This is a genomic window from Actinophytocola sediminis (genome assembly GCF_054779715.1).
Genome location: NZ_BAAGXS010000077.1, coordinates 108,242 through 127,356, shown reverse-complemented (window position 1 = coordinate 127,356; position 19,115 = coordinate 108,242). Strand labels below are relative to the sequence as shown.

Genomic DNA, 19,115 nt, shown 5'->3' with positions numbered 1-19,115 from the left:
ATTCTCGGGACGTGACCAAGCGGGAAGTGCTGCTCGTGGCGGGTGCCCTGGTGGTGGCCGCGGGCGCGCTGGTGGCCGTGCTGTTGATGAGCGGCGACGAGGACGTCGCGGGCGACGCCAAGCCAGCACCGACGACGACCACCACGTCGATGAGCAACGAGGACGCGGTCTGTCTGCTCGCCGGCGGTGAGTTCCGGGTCCGGGTCTTCTTCGACACCGACCAGGCCGACGAGAACATGCGGCTGGCCGCCGAGGTGCTGCGCGCCGACCCCCGCGTTCAGCAGATCGCCACCGAGACGCAGGCCGAGGCCTTCGAACGGTTCAAGGAGCTCTACGCCGACGATCCGGAACTCCTCGAACAGGTCACCCCCGACGTGATGTCGGCCGCCGTGGAGATCCTGCCCGTCGACAGCCTGAGCACCGACGAACTCGCCAAGGACCTCGAAGGCGAGCTGACCGGCGCGGCCAACATCGAGAAGCAGGCCTGCCAGTTCTAGCAATGCCCTGAATGGGGCATTGGGGACGTTGAGCGTCCCGAATGGGGCATTCAGGGCATTCAGACTGGGGCGTCAGTCGACCTTCTGGGCGCCGCGGGCGCCGCGCCGGGACGCGTTGCGCTGCCAGAGCATCAACGGAATCCCGATCAGCCCGAGCACGAAGCCGGCCAGCGCGGTCCACATCCAGATCGGCGGGAACACGTCGAACGCGTAGTGCCCGACGGCCAGCACGGCGAACGCGAGCAACCACAGCGCGGTGCCCACGTAGACCACGGGCGCGAGCGCCAGCAGGCGCGGGGGCAACGGGCGCGGAGGTGACTTCTGCGTTTCGATTCGCGCGTTGGGTTTGGCTTCACCGGACACGTTTGCGAGGCTACCGCCCCATGAGCACCAGTACCCGCTCCCGGCTCGATCGGTACTTCAGGATCTCCGAGCGCGGTTCGACCACGGCCACCGAGATCCGTGGTGGGCTCGTCACGTTCGTGACGATGGCCTACATCATCGTGCTGAACCCGTTGATCATCGGCAGCTTCTCCGCCGACCCGAACGACCCGTCGACCCACGACGACAAGTTCGGCGCCATCCTGCCCGTCGGGCAGGTCGCGGCGGTCACCGCGCTGGTGGCCGGGGTGCTCACCATCCTGTTCGGACTGGTCGCGAACTACCCGTTCGCCCTGGCCACCGGGCTCGGCATCAACGCGTTCGTCGCGGTCACCATCGCGCCGCAGATGAGCTGGCCGGCGGCGATGGGGCTGGTGCTGGTCAACGGGGTGGTGGTGCTCATCCTGGTGGTCACCGGCGTGCGCACGATGGTGTTCAACGCGGTGCCGCCGTCGCTCAAGGCCGGCATCGCGGTGGGCATCGGGTTGTTCATCACGCTGATCGGGTTGGTCGACGCCGGGTTTGTCCGCCGGGTGCCCGATGTCGCGAACACCACCGTCCCAGTCGGACTCGGGATCGACGGCTCGATCGCGTCCTGGCCGACGCTGGTGTTCGTGGTCGGCCTGCTGCTGACCGGGATCCTGGTGGCCAAGCGGGTCAAGGGCGCGATCCTGATCGGGGTCCTGGTCTCCACGGTGCTCGCGATCATCGTCGAGTCCATTGTGGACGCTGGACCGTCCGCCGGGGTCAACCCGACCGGCTGGAACCTCGGACTGCCAGAGGTACCCGACGACGTGATGAGCACGCCGGACCTCTCGCTGGTCGGCGCGGTCAACTTCGACGCCTGGGTGCAGGTGCCGGTGATCACCGCGGTGCTGCTGGTGTTCACCCTGGTGCTGACCGACTTCTTCGACACCATCGGCACGATGACCGGCCTCGGCAAGGAAGGCGGCCTGATCGACAAGGACGGCAGGCTGCCGGGCGTCGGCAGGGCGCTGTTCGTCGACGGGCTCGGCGCGGTGGCCGGCGGCGCGGCGTCGTCGAGCTCCAACACGGTCTACGTCGAGTCGGCGTCGGGCATCGCCGAGGGCGCGCGGACCGGCCTGGCGAACGTGGTCACCGGGCTGCTGTTCATCGCGGCCATGTTCTTCACCCCGCTCTACGAGGCCGTGCCGGTCGAGGCGGCCGCGCCGGCGCTGGTGATCGTCGGCGTGCTGATGATGGCCCAGATCAAGGAGATCGACTTCGACGACTTCACGATCGCGCTGCCGGCCTTCCTCACGATCGTCGTCATGCCGTTCACCTACTCGATCGCCAACGGGATCGGCGCCGGCTTCGTCAGCTACGTGGTCCTGCGGGCGGTGACCGGCCGGGCGCGGGGCATTCATCCGCTGCTGTGGATCGTCGCCGCGCTGTTCCTGGTGTACTTCGCGATCGGCCCCATCCGGGCGGTCTTCGCCTGACTTTCCGCAGGTCGTAAGGTATGCTAACGATGTGTCGAACAGTGCGCAGGACGTAGCCGAACGCACCCTCGCCAGCCGTCTACGGGTGGCGACGGTCCGGCTCAGCCGCAGGCTTCGCGCCCAGCGGACTGCCTCCTCGGTCACGCTCACCCAGCTGTCCGCGTTGTTCTGCGTGTACAAGTGTGGCCCGCTCACCCCCGGTGAGCTCGCGGCCAAGGAGGTCGTCCAGCCCCCGTCCATGACCAGGGTGATCGCCGCTCTCGAGGAAGCCGGCTACGTCAGCCGCCGACCGCACCCCAGCGACGGCCGGCAGGCCATCGTCGAGATCACCGAGGAAGGGAGTGCGCTCATCCTGGCCGACATCTCCGCCCGCGAGGCCTGGCTGGACAAGCGACTGGCCGAGCTGAGCCCCACCGAGCTGGCCGTGCTGTCCGAGGCCGCGGAGATCATCGACCGGTTGGCGAGCCAACAGGATTAGTGACAGACAACAGCAAGGCGTGTGACCCAACAGGAAAGTCGACCAGGACGACCGGTTCGCCTCGAGCCGCGCTCGTCGCGCCGTCCACGGACGGACGGGATCATCGAGGCATGTTCGGCTCCCTGCGCGTACGCAACTACCGGTTGTTCGCGTCCGGCCAGGTGATCTCCAACGTCGGTACCTGGATGCAGCGCATCGCCCAGGACTGGCTGGTACTCGAACTCTCCGGCTACGACCCGGTCGCGCTCGGCATCGCCGCCGCGCTGCAGTTCCTGCCGACCCTGCTGTTCACGCTGTGGGCCGGCCTGCTGGCCGACCGGCACGACAAGCGCCGGATGCTGATCCTCGTGCAGTCCGGCATCGCGGTCTGCGCGCTGGTGCTCGGGCTGCTGGACGTGACCGAGCTGGTCGCCCTGTGGCACGTCTACCTGCTGTGCTTCGTCCTCGGCATGTTCACCGCGGTCGATCCACCGGTCCGGCAGGCGTTCGTCGGGGAGATGGTCGGCAAGGAGCACCTGGCCAACGCGGTCGCGCTGAACTCGTCGATGTTCAACCTGGCCAGGGTGATCGGACCGGCGCTGGCCGGTCTGATGATCATCTGGACCGGGACCGGCTGGGTGTTTCTGATCAACTCGGTCACCACGGTCGCGGTGATCGTCAACCTGGCCAGGATGAACCCCGCCGAGCTGCACCGCCAGCCAGGACCGACGACCCGGCGCGGCCAACTGCGGGCGGCGCTGCGGTACGTGCGCGGGCGGCCGGACATCCTCACCGTGCTGGTGATGGTGTTCTTCGTCAGCACGTTCGCGTTCACGTTCTTCACCACGCTCGCGATCGCCGCGGCCAACGTCTTCCACCGCGAGGCCGACGGCTACGGCCTGCTGTCGACCCTGCTGGCGGTCGGCTCGCTGGCCGGCTCGCTGCTGGCCGTGCGGCGCAGCACGCGCACGCCGCCGGGGATGCGGCTGCTGATCGGCGCGGCGTTCACGTTCGGCCTGCTGGAGCTGGGTGCCGGGCTGATGCCGACGTACCTGGCGTTCGGCCTCGCGCTGATCCCGACCGGCGTCGCGATGATCACCTTCATGAACACGGCCAACAGCTCGATCCAGCTGGCGACCGCGCCGGAGATGCGTGGCCGGGTGATGGCGCTCTACATGCTCGTGTTCATCGGCGGCAACCCGGTCGGCGCCCCGCTGACCGGGTGGCTGGCCGCCGAGTTCGGCGGCCGCTCCCCGTTCGTCATCGGCGGCGCCATCGCGGCGCTGTCCGCCGTGGTCTGTGGCGTGGTCCTCGTCCGCCGGGGCGGTCTCCAACGCGGCACCGGCACCCGCCGGCGCTTACGCACCCGCCTACGCCGCCCCCGCCCCGCCACCCCGACCCCCGAACACGCCCAGGTCTGACCGCGTGCGGGTCCAATCATTGGACCCTGGGAGGAAGTTAGGTTAGGCTTAGCTTGTCGCTTCGTGGTGGGAGCGGCAGTCAGTTCGGGAACATGTGTGACCCCGGCTCTCGGCAGGTGGTACTGCCGGGGGTCGGGGTTACGCGTTTCCCGGGTCGGCGGGGAACGGGGTGTCGGCCTGGCCGACCAGGTCGGCCACCGAGTCGATGATCCGGCTCGGACGGTAGGGGAAGCGCTCGGCGGTGTCCGCGGTCGAGATGCCGGTCAGCACCAGGATCGTCCGCAGGCCGGCCTCCAGGCCGGAGCGGACGTCGGTGTCCATCCGGTCGCCGATCATCAGGGTCTCCTCCGAGTGGGCGCCAAGGGCGCGCAGCGCGGAGCGCATCATCAACGGGTTGGGCTTGCCGACGAAGTACGGCGCCTGGCCGGTGGCCCGCTCGATCAGCGCCGCGACCGAGCCGGTGGCCGGCAGCGAGCCCTCCCTGGACGGGCCGGTGTTGTCCGGGTTGGTCGCGATGAACCTGGCGCCCTGCTCGATCAGCCGGATCGCCGTGGTGATCGCGGTGAAACTGTAGGTCCTGGTCTCGCCGAGCACGACGTAGTCCGGGTCCCGGTCGGTCAGCACGTAGCCGATCTCGTGCAACGCCGTGGTCAGACCGGACTCCCCGATGACGTAGGCCGACCCCTCCGGACGCTGGGAGTCCAGGAAGGTCGCGGTCGCCAGCGCCGAGGTCCAGATGGCCGACTCCGGCACGTCCAGGCCACTTCGGCGCAGCCGTGCGCGCAGGTCACGAGGGGTGTAGATGGAGTTGTTGGTCAGCACGAGGAACTGGATCTCCTTCGCCCGGAGTTCCTCGATCAGCTTGTCGGCGCCGGGCACGAGGTGCTCCTCGTGCACCAGGACGCCGTCCATGTCCATGAGATAGGTCCAGGCCATGGGCAAACGCTAACCTGTCAGGGTGACCACCGCTCCAACCAGCACTACGGTCCGTGTGCGTTATTTCGCCGGGGCCAAGGCCGCGGCCGGCCTCGGCGAGGAGACCGTGGCGTTGCCGACCGGCGCCACGGTTCGTGACCTGGTGGCCGAGCTGACCGCCCGCCACGGCGAGCGCCTCACCCGCGTACTCACCGCCTGCAGCTTCCTGCTCGACGGCATCGCGGTGCGCGATCAGACCAGCGTCCTGCCCGACGGCTCGGACCTCGACGTGCTGCCCCCGTTCGCCGGCGGCTGACCGACCGGCGGCGCGCCGAGGGCACCAGCCCCAGGTCACGCCGACACTTCGGCAGCGGCCGCGACCGCTGCCCGCATGCCGGCGAACGCGGCGGACCAGGCCGTCGGCAGCGGTGCGCACGACACTCTTCACGACGAGCCAAAACGCCCCGACACGACGAGTTGACCGACCATTCACAACCGGCTGATCACGGGGTACTAAGATCATTGCTACCGGTTCGTGATCAGCACTCGGATCGCCGAACAAATTAGCTGCAGGCATTGCATGAGGTAGCCACTCGATTTCACACTGCAGCGTCCTATGTTATGTAGTAGTCGATACTGAACGTGAATATTGGGCCAGTCTGACGTGACCTATGACTCACTTAGAGTGAATTATCTCGGTACGTTAACGTCAATATAACAGCCTAGAAGACGGCTTCCACCTGCGGATATACCGCAATCGCGAAGCCGTCTCGCACGTTACTGTGACCCACGTCACCGATACTTCGCCTTACCAATCCGGGTTTTTGTTACGTACCGTCGCCTCTGGTTGGCCCCGAACCAGCCAGAACAAAACCCAGGTGCCCGAAACGCCAAACCCGTCCGGCGGGCACTTGGGAGTTATCCCCCGACTGAAAGAGAACCTCCGGACGGGGTGCACAGCTGCACAGCAGGCGTTGAGGGAGAGACTGAAATGGCGTACCAAGGCAAGCACCGCAAGCCGTCCGCCGCCAAGCGCAACATCGCTCGCGTCGTCGTCGCAGGCGCCGCCCTTGGTGTTCCGCTGGCGTTCGCCGCCGGCCCCGCCCAGGCCCAGACCGAGGGCTCGGTCAACTGGGACGCGGTTGCCCAGTGTGAGAGCACCGGCAACTGGAGCATCAACACGGGCAACGGCTACTACGGCGGCCTGCAGTTCTCCCAGAGCACCTGGGAGGCCAACGGTGGCACCGGTAACCCGGCGGACGCTTCCAAGGCGGAGCAGATCCGGGTTGCGGAGAACACCCTCCAGACGCAGGGCATCGGCGCATGGCCGGTGTGTGGCGCCCAGGCTGGCGCCACCAGTGCCCCGAGCAACGACTACGCGGGCGCCGAGCAGCCCGAGGCCGCCCCGGCCGAGCAGCCGGAGCAGTCCTACGAGGAGCCCTCGGCTCCGGTCGAGCAGGCTCCGGTCGAGCAGGAAGCCCCGGCCAGGCACCACGGCGGTGGCCACCACGGCCAGTCCTCGGCCAACAACCCGGACGGCGAGTACACGGTCAAGCAGGGCGACACGCTCTACAAGATCGCCGCCGCCCAGCAGGTCGAGGGTGGCTGGGAAGCCATCTACGAGAAGAACAAGCAGTTCATCGGCGACCCGAACATGATCCTGGTGGATCAGACCATCGCCATAAAGTGAGCTGACGTTGTGCGTTAGGCACGTGCCGGAAGGCACTGCTTGAGCGAAGGGCTCCACCGCGGTCCCCCGGCGGTGGAGCCCTTCGGCAGCTCTGGCACCCGTACTACGGGCAGTTGACCCACTCGTCGGTGCCGTCGGTGAAGTTCTGGTGCTTCCAGATCGGCAGCCGGCGCTTCACCTCGTCGACCAGCTCGGCGCACGCGGCGAACGCCTCGGCCCGGTGCTCGGCGGCGACCGCGCAGGCCAGCGCGACATCGCCGATGGCCAGCGCGCCGATCCGGTGGCTGACCGCGAGCGAACGCACGCCGGCATGCCCGCCGGCGACCGCCGCGGCGACCTCCTCGATCACCGCCTGCGCGCTCGGATGACCCTCGTAGTCCAGGTCACGCACGCCCCGGCCACCATCGTGGTCGCGCACCACCCCGGCGAAGGTCACCACCGCACCCGCCGCCCGGTCGTCGACCAAGGCGGCGTGCTCCTCGACCGACAGCGGCGCGTCGACCACCTGAGCCAACAACACCGCGGCCGGCACCACCGCCGTACGCGGATGGTCGCCGCCGGCCAGCTGGTCAACGGCGTGGTCGAGCACCCCGGCCAGCACCCCGAGGCCGTCGCGCACCCCGCCGCTGGACCCCGGCAGGTTCACGATCAGCGTCCGCCCGGCCACCCCGGCCAGGCCACGGGACAGCACGGCCGTCGGCACGCCGGGCAACCCGGCGGCCCGGATCGCGTCGGCCAGCCCCGGCACCTCGTGGTCGAGCACCCGCGCGGTCATCTCCGGAGTCCGGTCGGTCGGGTTGATGCCGGTGCCGCCGGTGGTGAGCACCACGTCCGCGCCGGCGGCGACCGCGGCCCGCAGCGCGACCAGCACCGGCTCCCCGTCCTGGACCACGGCGGCGGCCGGGACCTGGTAGCCGTGGCGCCGCAGCCAGTCGACGATCACCGGTCCGGTCCGGTCCTCGTACACGCCGGTGGCCGCACGGTTGGACGCGGTCACCACACGGGCCGTGCGGGTCATCTGCCCTCCGGTCTGGTCCAGGTGCCGGTCTTGCCGCCGTCCTTGCGCACCAGCCGGACGGCGTCCAGCTCGGCGGCCGGGTCGATCGCCTTGATCATGTCGTGCAGCGTGAGCCCGGCGACCGCGACCGCGGTCAGCGCCTCCATCTCGACGCCGGTGCGGTCGGTGGTCTTCGCGGTGGCCGTGATCTCGACCTGGTCCTCGCCGACGGTGAACTCCACGGTCACGCCGGTGATGGCGATGGGGTGGCACAGCGGGATCAGCTCCGAGGTGCGCTTGGCGCCCATGATGCCCGCGATCCTGGCCGTGGCCAGCGCGTCGCCCTTCTTCAGGCCGTTGGACCGCAACAGGGTCACGACCTCGGCGGTGGTCCGCACGGTCCCGGTGGCCACCGCGACCCGCGCGGAGGCCTCCTTGCCGGTCACGTCCACCATGCGCGCGGCGCCGGTGGCGTCCACGTGTGTCAGCTCGCCCACACCGGCGATGCTAGTGCGCCCTCAGGCCGGCTTGCCGGCCACCGGGGCGGCGGCCTTGGCCACGGCCTCGGCGACCGCGGGGGCCACCGCCGAGTCGAACACGCTCGGCACGATGAACGACGCGTTGAGCCGGTCGCCGTCCACCACGTCGGCGATCGCGTCCGCGGCGGCCAGCAGCATCTCGTCGGTGATGGCGTTGGCCTGCGCGTCGAGCAGGCCGCGGAACACCCCGGGGAAGGCCAGCACGTTGTTGATCTGGTTCGGGTAGTCGCTGCGGCCGGTCGCCACGATCGCCGCGTGCCGCTGGGCCTCCAGCGGGTCGATCTCCGGGTCCGGGTTGGCCAGCGCGAACACCACCGCGTCCGGCGCCATGGTGGCCACCGCGTCGGCGCCGAACAGGTTGGGCGCCGAGACGCCGATGAACACGTCCGCGCCGACCAGCGCGTCGGTCAGCGAACCGGTCAGCCGGTCGGCGTTGGTGTGCTCGGCGATCCAGGCCAGGTTCGGGTCCATGCCCTCCCGGTCCGGGTGCACGATGCCGTTGACATCCACCGCGAGCACGTCGCCGGGCTTCTTGGCCAGGAGTAACCGGATGATCGCCGACCCGGCGGCACCGGCCCCGCACACCACGACCCGGCAGTCCGACAGCTGCTTGTCGACCACCCGCAACGCGTTGCGCAGCGCGCCGACCACGACGATCGCGGTGCCGTGCTGGTCGTCGTGGAACACCGGGATGTCGAGCATGTCCCGCAGCCGCGCCTCGATCTCGAAGCAGCGCGGCGCGGCGATGTCCTCCAGGTTGATCCCGCCGTAGACCGGGGCGATCAGCTGCACCGTCCGGATGATCTCCTCGGTGTCCTGGGTGTCCAGGCACACCGGCCAGGCGTCGACGCCGGCGAACTTCTTGAACAGCGCGGCCTTGCCCTCCATCACCGGCAGCGCGGCCGCCGGGCCGAGGTTGCCGAGGCCGAGCACCGCCGAGCCGTCGGTGACCACGGCGACGGTGTTGCGCTTGATGGTCAGCCGGCGCGCGTCGTAGGGGTTCTCCGCGATGGCCTGGCAGATCCGCGCGACGCCGGGGGTGTAGGCGCGGGACAGGTCGTCGCGGTTCTTGATCGCCACCTTGGAGCTGATCTCGATCTTGCCGCCGAGGTGGATCAGGAACGTCCGGTCCGAGACCTTGCGCACCGCGACGCCGGGCAGCTGCTCGAGCGCGGAGGTGACGTCCTGCGCGTGCTCGTCGGAGTGGGTGTTGGCGGTGAGGTCGACCACGATCCGGTCGGTGTGCGACTCGACGACGTCGAAGGCGGTGATCACCCCGCCGGCACGGCCGACGGCGGCGGCCAGGTCACCGGCGGCGCTGGCCGACGGTGGGGCCTCGACACGGATGGTGATGGAGTAACCGGGACCGGGAACGGGCATGGCTACTTGTTGATCTCGGTGACCGGGTGCTCGTAGCCGAGTTCCTCGGCGGTGAGCGGAAAGCTCAGGTCGCCGTAGGGCGACAGCGCGCCCTGGCGGTCGGCGGCGATCTCGCTCACCGGGTGCTCGACGTCCGGCCAGGTCGGATCGATACGGTGCGAACGCTTGGCCTTCGCCACGATGCCCTCCATCAACTACACGGCTTGACGGAGCTTGAGGCTACCGGACACATGCTCTGGTCCAAGCGCGCGTATACCGTGGTCACGTGCCCGCCGTCCCGCTCACCGAATGGCTGCGCGGTCAGGACGACCAGACGCTGGCCGACCTACTACGCGCGCGACCCGATCTGGCCACCCCGCCGCCCGCCGACCTGGCGGTTCTGGCCGCGCGGGCCGGCAGCCGGGCGTCGGTGGCCAGAGCCGCCGAGGGCCTGGACACCTTCGCCCTGGCCGTACTGGACGCGCTGGTGGTGGCCGAGGCCGACCGCGAGCCGGTGTCGGTCGACGAGGTCACCGCGCTCGTCGGGTCCTCGGTCGCGCCCGGCCGGGTGGCCGAGGTGCTCGACCACCTGATGCGGCTCGCGCTGGCCTGGGGGCCGCACGACGCGGTGTCGATCGTGCCGGCCGCCAGGGAGGCTGGCGGGCTGTACCCGGCCGGGCTGGGCTCGCCGTCGGCGGCGTTGGTCGACGTGGACATCGACGGGCTGCTGGCGACCCTGCCCGAGGCCGACCGGCGGCTGCTGGCCGCGCTGGCGCACGGGTCGTCGCCGATCGGCCGGACCAGGGACGCGGCCGAGGTGGTCCCCCTCGAACACGCGAAGACCCCGGTCCAGCGGCTGGTGGCCATGGGCCTGCTGCTGCGCCGGGACGCCGAGACCGTCGAGCTGCCCCGCCAGGTCGGCCTCGCCCTGCGCGCCGACAGTCCACTGGGGACAGTCAAGCTGGACCAGCCGGCACTGCGCACCGCCGAACACTCCAATGTGGACGCGACGGGTGCCGGCGAGGCGCTGGAGCTGTTGCGCCGCACGGAGAAGCTCATCGAGGTGTGGTCCGAGGAGCCGGCCGCGGTGCTCAAGGCCGGCGGCCTCGGCGTGCGCGACGTCCGCCGGCTGTCCCGCGAGCTGGACACCGACGACCGGGGCAGCGCGTTCATCGTGGAGCTCGCCTTCGGCGCGGGCATGATCGCCGACAGCGCGACCGCGACCAACCCGGAGTGGATGCCGACCACCGTGGTCGACCCGTGGCTGGTGTCCACCCCGGCCAACCGCTGGGCCACGCTCGCCGCCGCCTGGCTCGACCTGCCCCGGCTGCCCGGCCTGGCCGGCCTGCGCGACGCCAAGGACAAGGTGCTCGCCCCGCTGTCGGACGACCTGCGACGCGCGCCGGCCCCCGCCGAACGCCGCCGGGTGCTCGGCGCGCTGGCCGAGCTGGCGCCGGGCATCGGGGTGGCCTCCCCGGACGACCTGGCCGAGATCCTCGCCTGGCGGGCGCCCCGGCGCGGCGGCCGGCTGCGGGACGAGATCGTGCGCTGGACGCTCACCGAGGCCACCGCGCTCGGCCTGGTCGCCCTCGGCGCGATCACCTCGGCCGGCCGGGAGCTGCTCGCCGACGGCCCGGCGACCGCGGCCAAGGCGATGGCCGGGGCGATGCCAGAGCCCGTGGACCACGTGCTGGTGCAGGCCGATCTGACCGTGGTCGCCCCCGGACCGCTCGAGCCGGTGCTCGCGGTGGAGTTGGCGCAGGTGGCCGACGTCGAGTCGGCCGGCAGCGCGACGGTCTACCGGGTGACCGAGTCCTCGGTGCGCCGCGCGCTGGACGCCGGCCGCTCGGCCGAGGACCTGCACGAACTGTTCCGCGCCAAGTCCCGTACGCCGATCCCGCAGGGCATGAGCTACCTGATCGACGACGTCGCCCGCCGCCACGGCCGGCTGCGCGGCGGCCCGGCGACCTCGTTCCTGCGCTGCGATGACCCGGTGCTGCTGGCCGAGGTCGCCGCCCACCCGGTGGCCGCGCGGCTGGAGCTGCGCCGGATCGCGCCGACCGTGGTGGTCAGCCCGCTGCCGCTGACCGAGATCCTCGACGAGCTGCGCGGCGCCGGCTTCGCCCCGGCCGCCGAGGGCGCCGACGGCCAGGTGCTCGACCTGCGCCAGAGCGGCCACCGCCTGCCGGCCACCACCCGCGCCCGCCGCGGCGGGGTGCCCAACCCGCCGAGTGTCCAACGCCTGCTCGACATCGTGGCGCAGATCAGGGCGAGCGACACCGCGGCGGCCACCCGCCGGGGCCGCACGGTCTCCCTGACCTCCGGCGGCGGGGTCGCGGACACCTCGGCCACGCTCGCGTTGCTCCGGGAGGCCATCGAGCAGCGCGGCCACGTGCTGATCGACTTCGTGGACGCGCGCGGGGTGGCCAGCCAGCGGGTGGTCACCCCGTTCCGGGTCGGCGGCGGCGTGCTGGAGGGCAAGGACGTCGTGGACGATCAGGTCAACGACACCGTGCGCCAGTATCCGTTGCACCGCATCACATCCGCGTCGCTGATCGCCACCAGCTGAGCACGGCGCACTTGACGCCGACACGAGCGGTTCTCGAGACTTCTGCCGCATCGTCGGCGAATGAGCAGTGACGAGCAGCGCACGAGGCACGAGCGCCTGCGGGTGCTGCGCGCCGACTTCCTCGACCGCGCCGACGTCATCGACGGCGGGGTGCGCAAACTGCTCGCCGAGCTGGATCCCGATGCCCGCGGCGAGAACCGCGAACGCGTGCTCGACGCGCTGATGGGCATCAGCCGGGCCGCGGACGCGTTACGCGCCCTGGCAAGAGGAGATCTCACCGAAGCCGACGAGGCGACCAGCTCGATGGCCTACTACGCACGACGCGCCCTCGGCTGAGCCGAGGGCGCGTCGAGAACGTCGTACTGGCTTCACTCAGCCCGCGCGGGCCGACATCCGCTGGTGCATCGCGTGCTCCACCAACGTGATCAGCGTTTCCTTTGTGGACTCACGATCCCGGGCGTCACAGGTGACCACCGGGATGGACTGCTCGATCGTGAGCGCGTCGCGCACGTCGTCGACCCGGTGGTGCAACACCCGGTCGAAGCAGTTGAGCGCCACCACGTAAGGAAGTTGGCGGTCCTCGAAGAAGTCGATGGACGCGAACGCGTCGGCCAGGCGGCGGGTGTCGACCAGCACCACGGCGCCGATCGCGCCGTAGACCAGGTCGTCCCACATGAACCAGAAGCGGTGCTGACCCGGCGTACCGAACAGGTACAGGATCAGGTCGCTGTCCAGCGAGACGCGGCCGAAGTCCATGGCCACCGTGGTGGTGACCTTGTTCGGCGTGTTGGACAAGTCGTCGATATCGACGCTCGCCTCGGTCATCACGGCCTCGGTGGTCAACGGAACGATTTCCGACACCGAGCCGACAAGGGTCGTCTTGCCGACCCCGAACCCGCCGGCGACCACGATCTTGGCCGAAGTCGTCGGCTGCGGTGCCGCGCCACGCGGGCTGAGGGGACTAGAGCCTGCGGAGACCACTGAGCACCCTTTCCATGAATTCGATCGACGGCCGGTCGCCAACGACCATGCCACTCTGATGGATCAGGACCAGCCCCATACCGGCCATGTCTCCGATGAGCACCTTCGCGACCCCGAGGGGCAGCCGCAGATGTGCTGCCACTTCGGCGACCGACCTGGTGTCCAGACAAAGCCCACAGATCGACCTGTGCTCCGGTAGCACCGCCGCGTCTGGGGCCTTTCCCCGCTCGCTGGTGGAAACCAGCGCCTCGATTGCAAGATCATAGTCAGAGCGCGTTCGGCCGCCTGTCTTGGTGTACGGCCGGACGAGCGACCCGGTGTCCCGGCTCGACTCCCCGAGCAGATCCGCGCTGCTGTTGTGGAAAACCCCGCTGTTGAATACCCCACTGTGGTATCCGCTGTGGTACCCGCTGTCCTCGCCGGGCCCGACGGTGGGGATCTCCTTGCTGTCCCACGCGGACTGCGCCGGAATACCCGAGTCGCCATACAGCGTCGCCCCGGGACCACCGAAGAGCCTGGCCCGGAACCCATCGACGTCGAACCTGTTCGGTGCGTCGCCGATGTCATGCTCGGGGAGGTCCTCCCAACCCTTTTCCGGCATCTCTACCTGCCTCCGCTCTGACTCTCCGGCGCGCGGCAATCGTCGCTGTAGGTGTCCCCGAGACGGTCGCATGGGGTCCGACCTCCGCTATATCTCCGCGCCCTCGCGGTCCGCACGACTTACCTGCGCTGTGCGCCCTGTAGCTGCGCACGCAATTCCGGAGTCATCTGCTGGCCGACACGTTCGACCAACAGCGTCATCTCGTAGGCGACAAGACCGATGTCGCAGTTCGGCGCGGCGAGCACCGCGAGGCACGAGCCGTCCGAGATGGACATCAGGAACAGGTACCCGCGATCCATCTCGACCACGGTCTGGTTCACGCCACCGGCCTCGAAGCACCGCGCCGCGCCCTGGGTGAGGCTGACCAGACCGGAGGACACCGCCGACAGCTGTTCGGCGCGGTCCCTCGGCAGGCCCTGCGACCCGGCGAGCAGCAACCCGTCGGCGGACACGACGACGGCATGCGCCACGCCGGGAACTTGACGGACGAAATCGGTGATGAGCCACCCGAAGCTACCGGGCTGATTTGCGGACGGGGTCGTCACTCCTGCTCCTCGTCTATACGGCTGGCGTCGGGACCGGACTGGTCGCCAGCGTAGGCGTCAATGAGAGCGTGCCGGCCACGCCGGACACCCTGTTGGAAGCTTGACATGCGACCACGGACGGCATCCGCCGTGCGTGGCGGCAGCGGCGGCGCCGCTGGCTTGTCCTCTGCGGACTCCTGATGGCGTGGTGCGGCCGAGCCCGGCACCAGATGCGCCTTGGGTACCCGCTTGGGTAGACCCGCGGTGGTCTTCGGCTCCTCCTTGGGGGTGTCGAGCAGCGCCTGCGCGGCCAACCAGCCGTCATCGCCTGGTGAGGTCCACGCAGCCGGTTCCGGCGCCGGCTCCGGCGGGGCGGCCGGTGCCGGCGCCTCCTCCGGTGCCGCGGCGCCGTTGGCCGCGCCGTTCCCGTTCCCGTTGACCCCGTTGCCGTTCGCGGCCCCGTTGGTCGCCGGCAGCTCCGCGTCAGCGGCGGGCTGGCGCTGGTGAGACCCGGTGTCGGGCGACTCGAACCACTGTGACAGCACGGCCTCGTAGATCGGCAGGCGCTCGGTCGGCGCGTCGATCCCCTGGTCGACCTCCGCGGCCGGGCGGCCCGCGCCAAGCGGCGGGTAGTCGCCGGCGTCCGGCTCGACCGGACCGGGGTCGGGCAGCGGGCTGCCGAACAGCGTCGCGGTGTGCTCGGCCTCCTCGTGCCGGCCGTTGGCCTCCGCCGGCGTGCCGTTGGGCACCTGTCCGCCGTTGGGGTCGTAGCCGGGCGCGTAGTTCGGGTACCCGGCGACCTCCTGCGGCGTGCGGTCCTGGCGGGTCTCGTCGGGGTTCGCGCCGTCCTGGCGCAGTCGCGGCATGTTGCCGGTGAACGCGCCCGCGATGCCGCTGTTGCGCACCGGGGCGGGCGTGTTCGGCACGTTGGGCATGCTCGCGCCGAGGCCCAGGCCGGTCTGCTGCGCGTCCAGCGCGGCGGCCTGCAGCGAGGAGGTCGTCGACGTCGCCGACATCGACCTCGGGGCCGCGCCGACCGGCTGCACCAGGTCGGCCGGGACGTTGATCCGGGCGATCAGGCCGCCCTCGATGTCCTCGTTGTCCCGCAGCCGAACGATGATGTTGTGCCGCTTGGCCAGCCGGGCGACCACGTACAGACCCATCCGCCTGGTCACCGCGACGTCCAGGTCCGGCGGGTCGGCCAGGCGCATGTTGGCCGAGCCGATCTCGTTCTCGGACATCCCGACGCCCTGGTCGGTGATCTGGATGGCCAGTTCCTTCTTGCGGGTCATGGCCATCCGGACGATGACCTTCTTCTCCGGCTCGGAGAAGAAGGTGGCGTTGTCCAGCAGCTCGGCGATGACGTGCACCAGGTCGGAGACCGCGCGGCCCTGCACCGCGACCTCGGGTGCGGAGGCGACCTCGATCCTGGCGTAGTGCTCGACCTCGGAGACCGCCGCGCCGACGACCTCGGAGGCCGGCACCGGACGGTTGAGCTGGCGGGAAAGGCCGGTGCCCGAGAGCACCAGCAGGCTTTCCGAGTTCCGCCGCATCCGGGTGGCCAGGTGGTCGAGCTCGAACAGGCTCGCCAGCTGGTCGGGGTCCTGCTCGTCCTGCTCCAGCCGGTCGATCAGCGACAGCTGGCGTTCGACCAGCGCCTGGGACCGGCGGGACAGGTTGACGAAGATCGAGTTGATGTTGTCGCGCAGCAGGGCCTGCTCGGTCGCCATGAGGATGGCCTGCTCCTGCACCGCGTCGAACGAGCGGGCGAGCTGACCGGTCTCCTCCTTGGTGAACACCGCCACCGGCTCGACCGCGTGCTTGGCGGCCTCCGCCGGGTCCGGGTCGGCCAGGATTCGCTGCACCGACGCGGGCAGCCTGCGGTTGGCGACCTCGAGCGCCTCGCGCCGCAGCACCCGCAGCGGGGTCAGCAGCGAGCGGGTCACGATGGCCATCAGGCCGACCGCGAGCAACAGGGCCAGCAGCACCAGCGCCGCGTCCCGCCACGCCGACTCGACCGCGTCGTCGGCCAGCACCTCGGCGTCGTCGCGCAGCTGGTCGAGCAGCCTGATCTCGACGTCGCGAATGTGGGTGGTGGTGGCCGAGCCGAAGCTGGTCAGCTCGTCCTTGTTGATGTCCAGGTCTGGCTGCGCGGTGCCCGCGGCGGCGGCGCCCTCGGTGTCGGCGATGGCCTGTGCCTTGAGCCGCTCCCGCTTGTCGACCTCCTCGCCGCTGACCGTCTCGTCGTACAGCTGCTGCTGGTCGTTCGAGGCGTTCGCCTTGAAGTCGGCCTCCGCGCCGATGACCGCGGCCTGGGAGTCCCGGATCCGGTCGAGCAGGTCGGCCGGGAAGCCGTTGTTCGCCGCGGCGATCTGCAGGATCGCGTTCTCCTTGGCGGTGTTCTCCTTGGCCTCGGCGAGCGCCTGGATGATCGTGCCGTCGCGCAGCAGGTCGCGGTCGGTGACCGCGGTGTTGATCTCCCGGCCGAGCCGGACGACCGCGTCGAGCACCCCGGAGTAGCGGACGAACGCGTTGATGCTCTGGTAGTCGGGGGTGTTGGCGAGCGTGCGCAGCGCGGGCAGCGCGGACAGTCGCTGGAGACCGATGTTGTAGCGGGTCTTGGCCGCCTCGTCGTCGGTCTCGAGACCGTTGGCCACCTCCTGCGCCCGCTCGATGGTCTCGTCGACCTTGCCGATCTGGGTGTCCAGCGCGGACCGCGACTCGGTCCTGGCGGCCAGCCAGGCCACCATGAGCGTGCGTTCCTCCTGGAGCTCGTGCACCACGTCGGTCACGGCCCTGGCGAGGTCGACCTGGTCGACCGTCTGTTGGAACTCGCCCGCGCGACCGAGGTCGTCCGCGGAGCGCAGTCCGGCAAGGGCCAACGCGGTCAGCGTCGGCACCACGATGACGGCGATGACCTTGGTCCGCAGTCGCCAGTTGCGCATCCGGAGCCGGGACCCGCCGGCGAGGGCGCCGGGGCGTTTGTCCGGCTGCCGGCCTGACGGCGCGTTCCGGTCGCGTTTCTGCTCGGGCACGGCGGCACCATAGACGGTGCGGTTCCCGGCGCGGGGTGGGACATCAGCAGTGTGGTCGGGCACTCCCAGCACTCTCCCTGGTTGTCAAGCCGGTAGCCCGCCAGCTCGAACGGACAAGTACCCCAGTGAGGACCCCGACCCGCCTCGCGCCCCCAGCGGCGGCGCACCCCTGCTGCCACACTTCCCAGCTCCCGCTGCCGGGAAGCACGCGCAAGACCATCTGGGCGCGCTCCTTAACCGCTTCGACGGATCTCTACCTCACTGTGGCCACAGAAGGTAGCGGAGTCTACGGCCCGATGTAAGCCCTCCGGACGGATGGTCACGCATCAGGGTCTGAAAAGTCACACGGAGGCAACGATTTATCTCGATCGGTTTAGCTCTGGACGTACCACGATCGGGTGACGAAACTCTCGTCGTAGTAGCGCCGAGGCCGCAGGTCGGGCCCGTACGTGGGCGACTAAATGCCGCAGCACGCAGGTCGGCAAGCGGCGTTACCACTCGTTTCACCAACCGTCATCACGTGGACATGATCTGGCAGACACTCATTGTGACCCGGGGATGAAGGTCTCTAGAGTGGCGACCTGGTGTACGGGGCACCACCACCTATCAGCTTTCAACCACCTCACCCCATGAGGAGAGGCTCGAAATGCCCAATGGCAGTACCGGGCGCGGTATTCGCTCCCGCCTTCCCCTGGTCGCAACGGCGTTGACGCTGGTCACGGCGCTGTCCAGCTGTGGTCTGCTCGGTGGTTCGGACGAGGAGTCCGAGCCGCAGTCCGGCGGAGACAACAAGCTGGAAAAGACCAATCTCACCGTCTCGATCATGACGACGACCGACCTCGCGCCGTTCCACCTGGCGATGAAGGAGGGCTTCTTCAAGGAAGAAGGCCTCAACATCGAGTACGTCCAGGCGCCGAGCGGTGGCGATTCGGTTGGCAAGCTCCCCTCCGGTGAGGCGGACATCGCCTACTCCAGCTACACCCCGTTCTTCCTCGCCGAGAGCAAGGGCCTGGCCCAGAACAAGGGCGGGATCAAGCTGGTCGCCGACGCCGCCTCGGCCGGTCCGGACAGCTGTGTGGTCGTTGCCCTGCCCACCTCGTCGGTCAAGAGCATCAAGGACATGGCGGGCAAGCGGGTCGCGGTGACCGCGCAGGGCACCATCTCCGACCTGCTGGTGATGTCCACGCTGAAGACCAACGGGATCGACCACGCGACGATCGACTGGGTCAAGACGCCGTTCCCCAAGACCGCGGACGCGCTCAAGGCGGGCGACGTGGACGCCGCCTTCGCCACCGAGCCGTTCATCCAGGACACCCACAAGCGGGCCGGCGCGGTGACGATCTTCGACACCGCCAAGGGTCCGACGGCCGACATCCCGGCCGCCGGCTGGGGCTCCACCGGGGAGTTCGTCGAGGCGAACCCGAACACCGTCGCCGCCTTCCAGCGCGCCATGCAGAAGGGCACCGACCTCGCACTCTCCGACCGCAGCCTGGTCGAGCCGCTGCTGGTCGAGCACTCCAAGGTCGATGAGGAGACCGCGAAGCTCGCGACCCTGCTCACCTTCCAGTCGAAGCTGGACGCCTCGCGCATCCAGCGGGTGCCCGACCTGATGGAGGAGTTCGGCGTCATCGAGGCCCCGTTGGACGTGTCCACGATGATCGTGCCGACCGCACCGCTGACCTGACG

General features: G+C 69.9%; 19 protein-coding genes. 9 read left to right on the top strand and 10 right to left on the bottom strand.

Annotated features, from left to right (window positions below):
* Window positions 1-11 precede the first annotated feature (11 nt).
* Complete coding sequence (locus tag ACYVIP_RS35670; RefSeq protein ID WP_460404546.1) at window positions 12-497, top strand: permease-like cell division protein FtsX; 486 nt, start codon at window positions 12-14, stop codon at window positions 495-497.
* A gap of 72 nt (window positions 498-569) precedes the next feature.
* On the opposite strand, the gene ACYVIP_RS35665 is transcribed toward ACYVIP_RS35670, so the two are convergent.
* Window positions 570-860, bottom strand: a complete 291-nt coding sequence (locus ACYVIP_RS35665) for a DUF2530 domain-containing protein (protein WP_460404544.1) — start codon at window positions 858-860, stop codon at window positions 570-572.
* Window positions 861-880: 20 nt separating this feature from the next.
* Here ACYVIP_RS35665 and ACYVIP_RS35660 point away from each other — a divergent pair, with 20 nt between their 5' ends.
* The 3 genes from ACYVIP_RS35660 to ACYVIP_RS35650 all read left to right on the top strand — a co-directional run bounded on the left by ACYVIP_RS35660 (window position 881) and on the right by ACYVIP_RS35650 (window position 4,219).
* Window positions 881-2,341 (top strand): NCS2 family permease, encoded by a 1,461-nt coding sequence (locus tag ACYVIP_RS35660; protein ID WP_460404542.1) that lies wholly within the window; start codon window positions 881-883, stop codon window positions 2,339-2,341.
* Between the two features lie 31 nt (window positions 2,342-2,372).
* Complete coding sequence (locus ACYVIP_RS35655) at window positions 2,373-2,819, top strand: MarR family winged helix-turn-helix transcriptional regulator (RefSeq protein ID WP_460404540.1); 447 nt, start codon at window positions 2,373-2,375, stop codon at window positions 2,817-2,819.
* 110 nt (window positions 2,820-2,929) lie between these two features.
* Window positions 2,930-4,219, top strand: coding sequence for an MFS transporter (locus tag ACYVIP_RS35650; protein WP_460404538.1), 1,290 nt, complete (start codon window positions 2,930-2,932; stop codon window positions 4,217-4,219).
* Between the two features lie 138 nt (window positions 4,220-4,357).
* Here ACYVIP_RS35650 and ACYVIP_RS35645 read toward each other — a convergent pair whose 3' ends face one another.
* A complete protein-coding gene (locus ACYVIP_RS35645) occupies window positions 4,358-5,155 on the bottom strand; it encodes an HAD-IIA family hydrolase (protein WP_460404536.1) in 798 nt (265 codons plus the stop codon).
* Between the two features lie 22 nt (window positions 5,156-5,177).
* Between ACYVIP_RS35645 and ACYVIP_RS35640 the strand changes: the two genes are divergently transcribed.
* Together ACYVIP_RS35640 and ACYVIP_RS35635 are read left to right on the top strand one after the other, a co-directional pair.
* Window positions 5,178-5,450: a MoaD/ThiS family protein gene (locus ACYVIP_RS35640; protein ID WP_460404534.1), complete on the top strand. Its 273-nt coding sequence runs from the start codon at window positions 5,178-5,180 to the stop codon at window positions 5,448-5,450.
* Window positions 5,451-6,125: 675 nt separating this feature from the next.
* Window positions 6,126-6,824 (top strand): transglycosylase family protein, encoded by a 699-nt coding sequence (locus ACYVIP_RS35635; RefSeq protein ID WP_460404532.1) that lies wholly within the window; start codon window positions 6,126-6,128, stop codon window positions 6,822-6,824.
* Between the two features lie 103 nt (window positions 6,825-6,927).
* Here the strand turns inward: ACYVIP_RS35635 and ACYVIP_RS35630 are convergent, their stop codons facing one another.
* From ACYVIP_RS35630 to ACYVIP_RS35615, 4 genes are read right to left on the bottom strand one after another with little or no spacing between them, the layout of a single operon-like run.
* Entirely contained in the window at window positions 6,928-7,842 is a 915-nt protein-coding gene (locus ACYVIP_RS35630; protein WP_460404530.1) for a molybdenum cofactor biosynthesis protein MoaE, read from the bottom strand.
* Complete coding sequence (gene moaC / locus ACYVIP_RS35625) at window positions 7,839-8,318, bottom strand: cyclic pyranopterin monophosphate synthase MoaC (protein WP_460404528.1); 480 nt, start codon at window positions 8,316-8,318, stop codon at window positions 7,839-7,841. Before moaC ends, ACYVIP_RS35630 begins: the two co-directional genes overlap by 4 nt.
* Before the next feature lie 21 nt (window positions 8,319-8,339).
* Window positions 8,340-9,740: a malic enzyme-like NAD(P)-binding protein gene (locus ACYVIP_RS35620; RefSeq protein WP_460404526.1), complete on the bottom strand. Its 1,401-nt coding sequence runs from the start codon at window positions 9,738-9,740 to the stop codon at window positions 8,340-8,342.
* A 2-nt stretch (window positions 9,741-9,742) separates the two neighbouring features.
* Window positions 9,743-9,931, bottom strand: a complete 189-nt coding sequence (locus ACYVIP_RS35615) for a hypothetical protein (protein WP_460404524.1) — start codon at window positions 9,929-9,931, stop codon at window positions 9,743-9,745.
* A 74-nt stretch (window positions 9,932-10,005) separates the two neighbouring features.
* Between ACYVIP_RS35615 and ACYVIP_RS35610 the strand changes: the two genes are divergently transcribed.
* Together ACYVIP_RS35610 and ACYVIP_RS35605 are read left to right on the top strand one after the other, a co-directional pair.
* Window positions 10,006-12,288 carry a helicase-associated domain-containing protein gene (locus ACYVIP_RS35610; RefSeq protein WP_460404522.1) on the top strand — a complete coding sequence of 761 codons (2,283 nt, stop codon included), beginning with the start codon at window positions 10,006-10,008 and terminating at the stop codon, window positions 12,286-12,288.
* A 60-nt stretch (window positions 12,289-12,348) separates the two neighbouring features.
* Window positions 12,349-12,624, top strand: coding sequence for a hypothetical protein (locus tag ACYVIP_RS35605; protein WP_460404520.1), 276 nt, complete (start codon window positions 12,349-12,351; stop codon window positions 12,622-12,624).
* Window positions 12,625-12,660: 36 nt separating this feature from the next.
* Here the strand turns inward: ACYVIP_RS35605 and ACYVIP_RS35600 are convergent, their stop codons facing one another.
* The 4 genes from ACYVIP_RS35600 to ACYVIP_RS35585 all read right to left on the bottom strand — a co-directional run bounded on the left by ACYVIP_RS35600 (window position 12,661) and on the right by ACYVIP_RS35585 (window position 17,429).
* Window positions 12,661-13,269, bottom strand: a complete 609-nt coding sequence (locus tag ACYVIP_RS35600) for a GTP-binding protein (RefSeq protein WP_460404518.1) — start codon at window positions 13,267-13,269, stop codon at window positions 12,661-12,663.
* Window positions 13,250-13,870 (bottom strand): DUF742 domain-containing protein, encoded by a 621-nt coding sequence (locus tag ACYVIP_RS35595; protein ID WP_460404516.1) that lies wholly within the window; start codon window positions 13,868-13,870, stop codon window positions 13,250-13,252. Before ACYVIP_RS35595 ends, ACYVIP_RS35600 begins: the two co-directional genes overlap by 20 nt.
* Window positions 13,871-13,989: 119 nt before the next feature.
* Window positions 13,990-14,415, bottom strand: a complete 426-nt coding sequence (locus ACYVIP_RS35590) for a roadblock/LC7 domain-containing protein (RefSeq protein WP_291409853.1) — start codon at window positions 14,413-14,415, stop codon at window positions 13,990-13,992.
* Window positions 14,412-17,429, bottom strand: coding sequence for a sensor histidine kinase (locus ACYVIP_RS35585; RefSeq protein ID WP_460404514.1), 3,018 nt, complete (start codon window positions 17,427-17,429; stop codon window positions 14,412-14,414). The genes ACYVIP_RS35590 and ACYVIP_RS35585 overlap by 4 nt, the downstream gene beginning before the upstream one ends.
* Window positions 17,430-18,075: 646 nt before the next feature.
* On the opposite strand from ACYVIP_RS35585, the gene ACYVIP_RS35580 reads away from it, so the two are divergent.
* Window positions 18,076-19,113, top strand: a complete 1,038-nt coding sequence (locus ACYVIP_RS35580) for an ABC transporter substrate-binding protein (protein ID WP_460404512.1) — start codon at window positions 18,076-18,078, stop codon at window positions 19,111-19,113.
* Window positions 19,114-19,115: the final 2 nt, after the last annotated feature.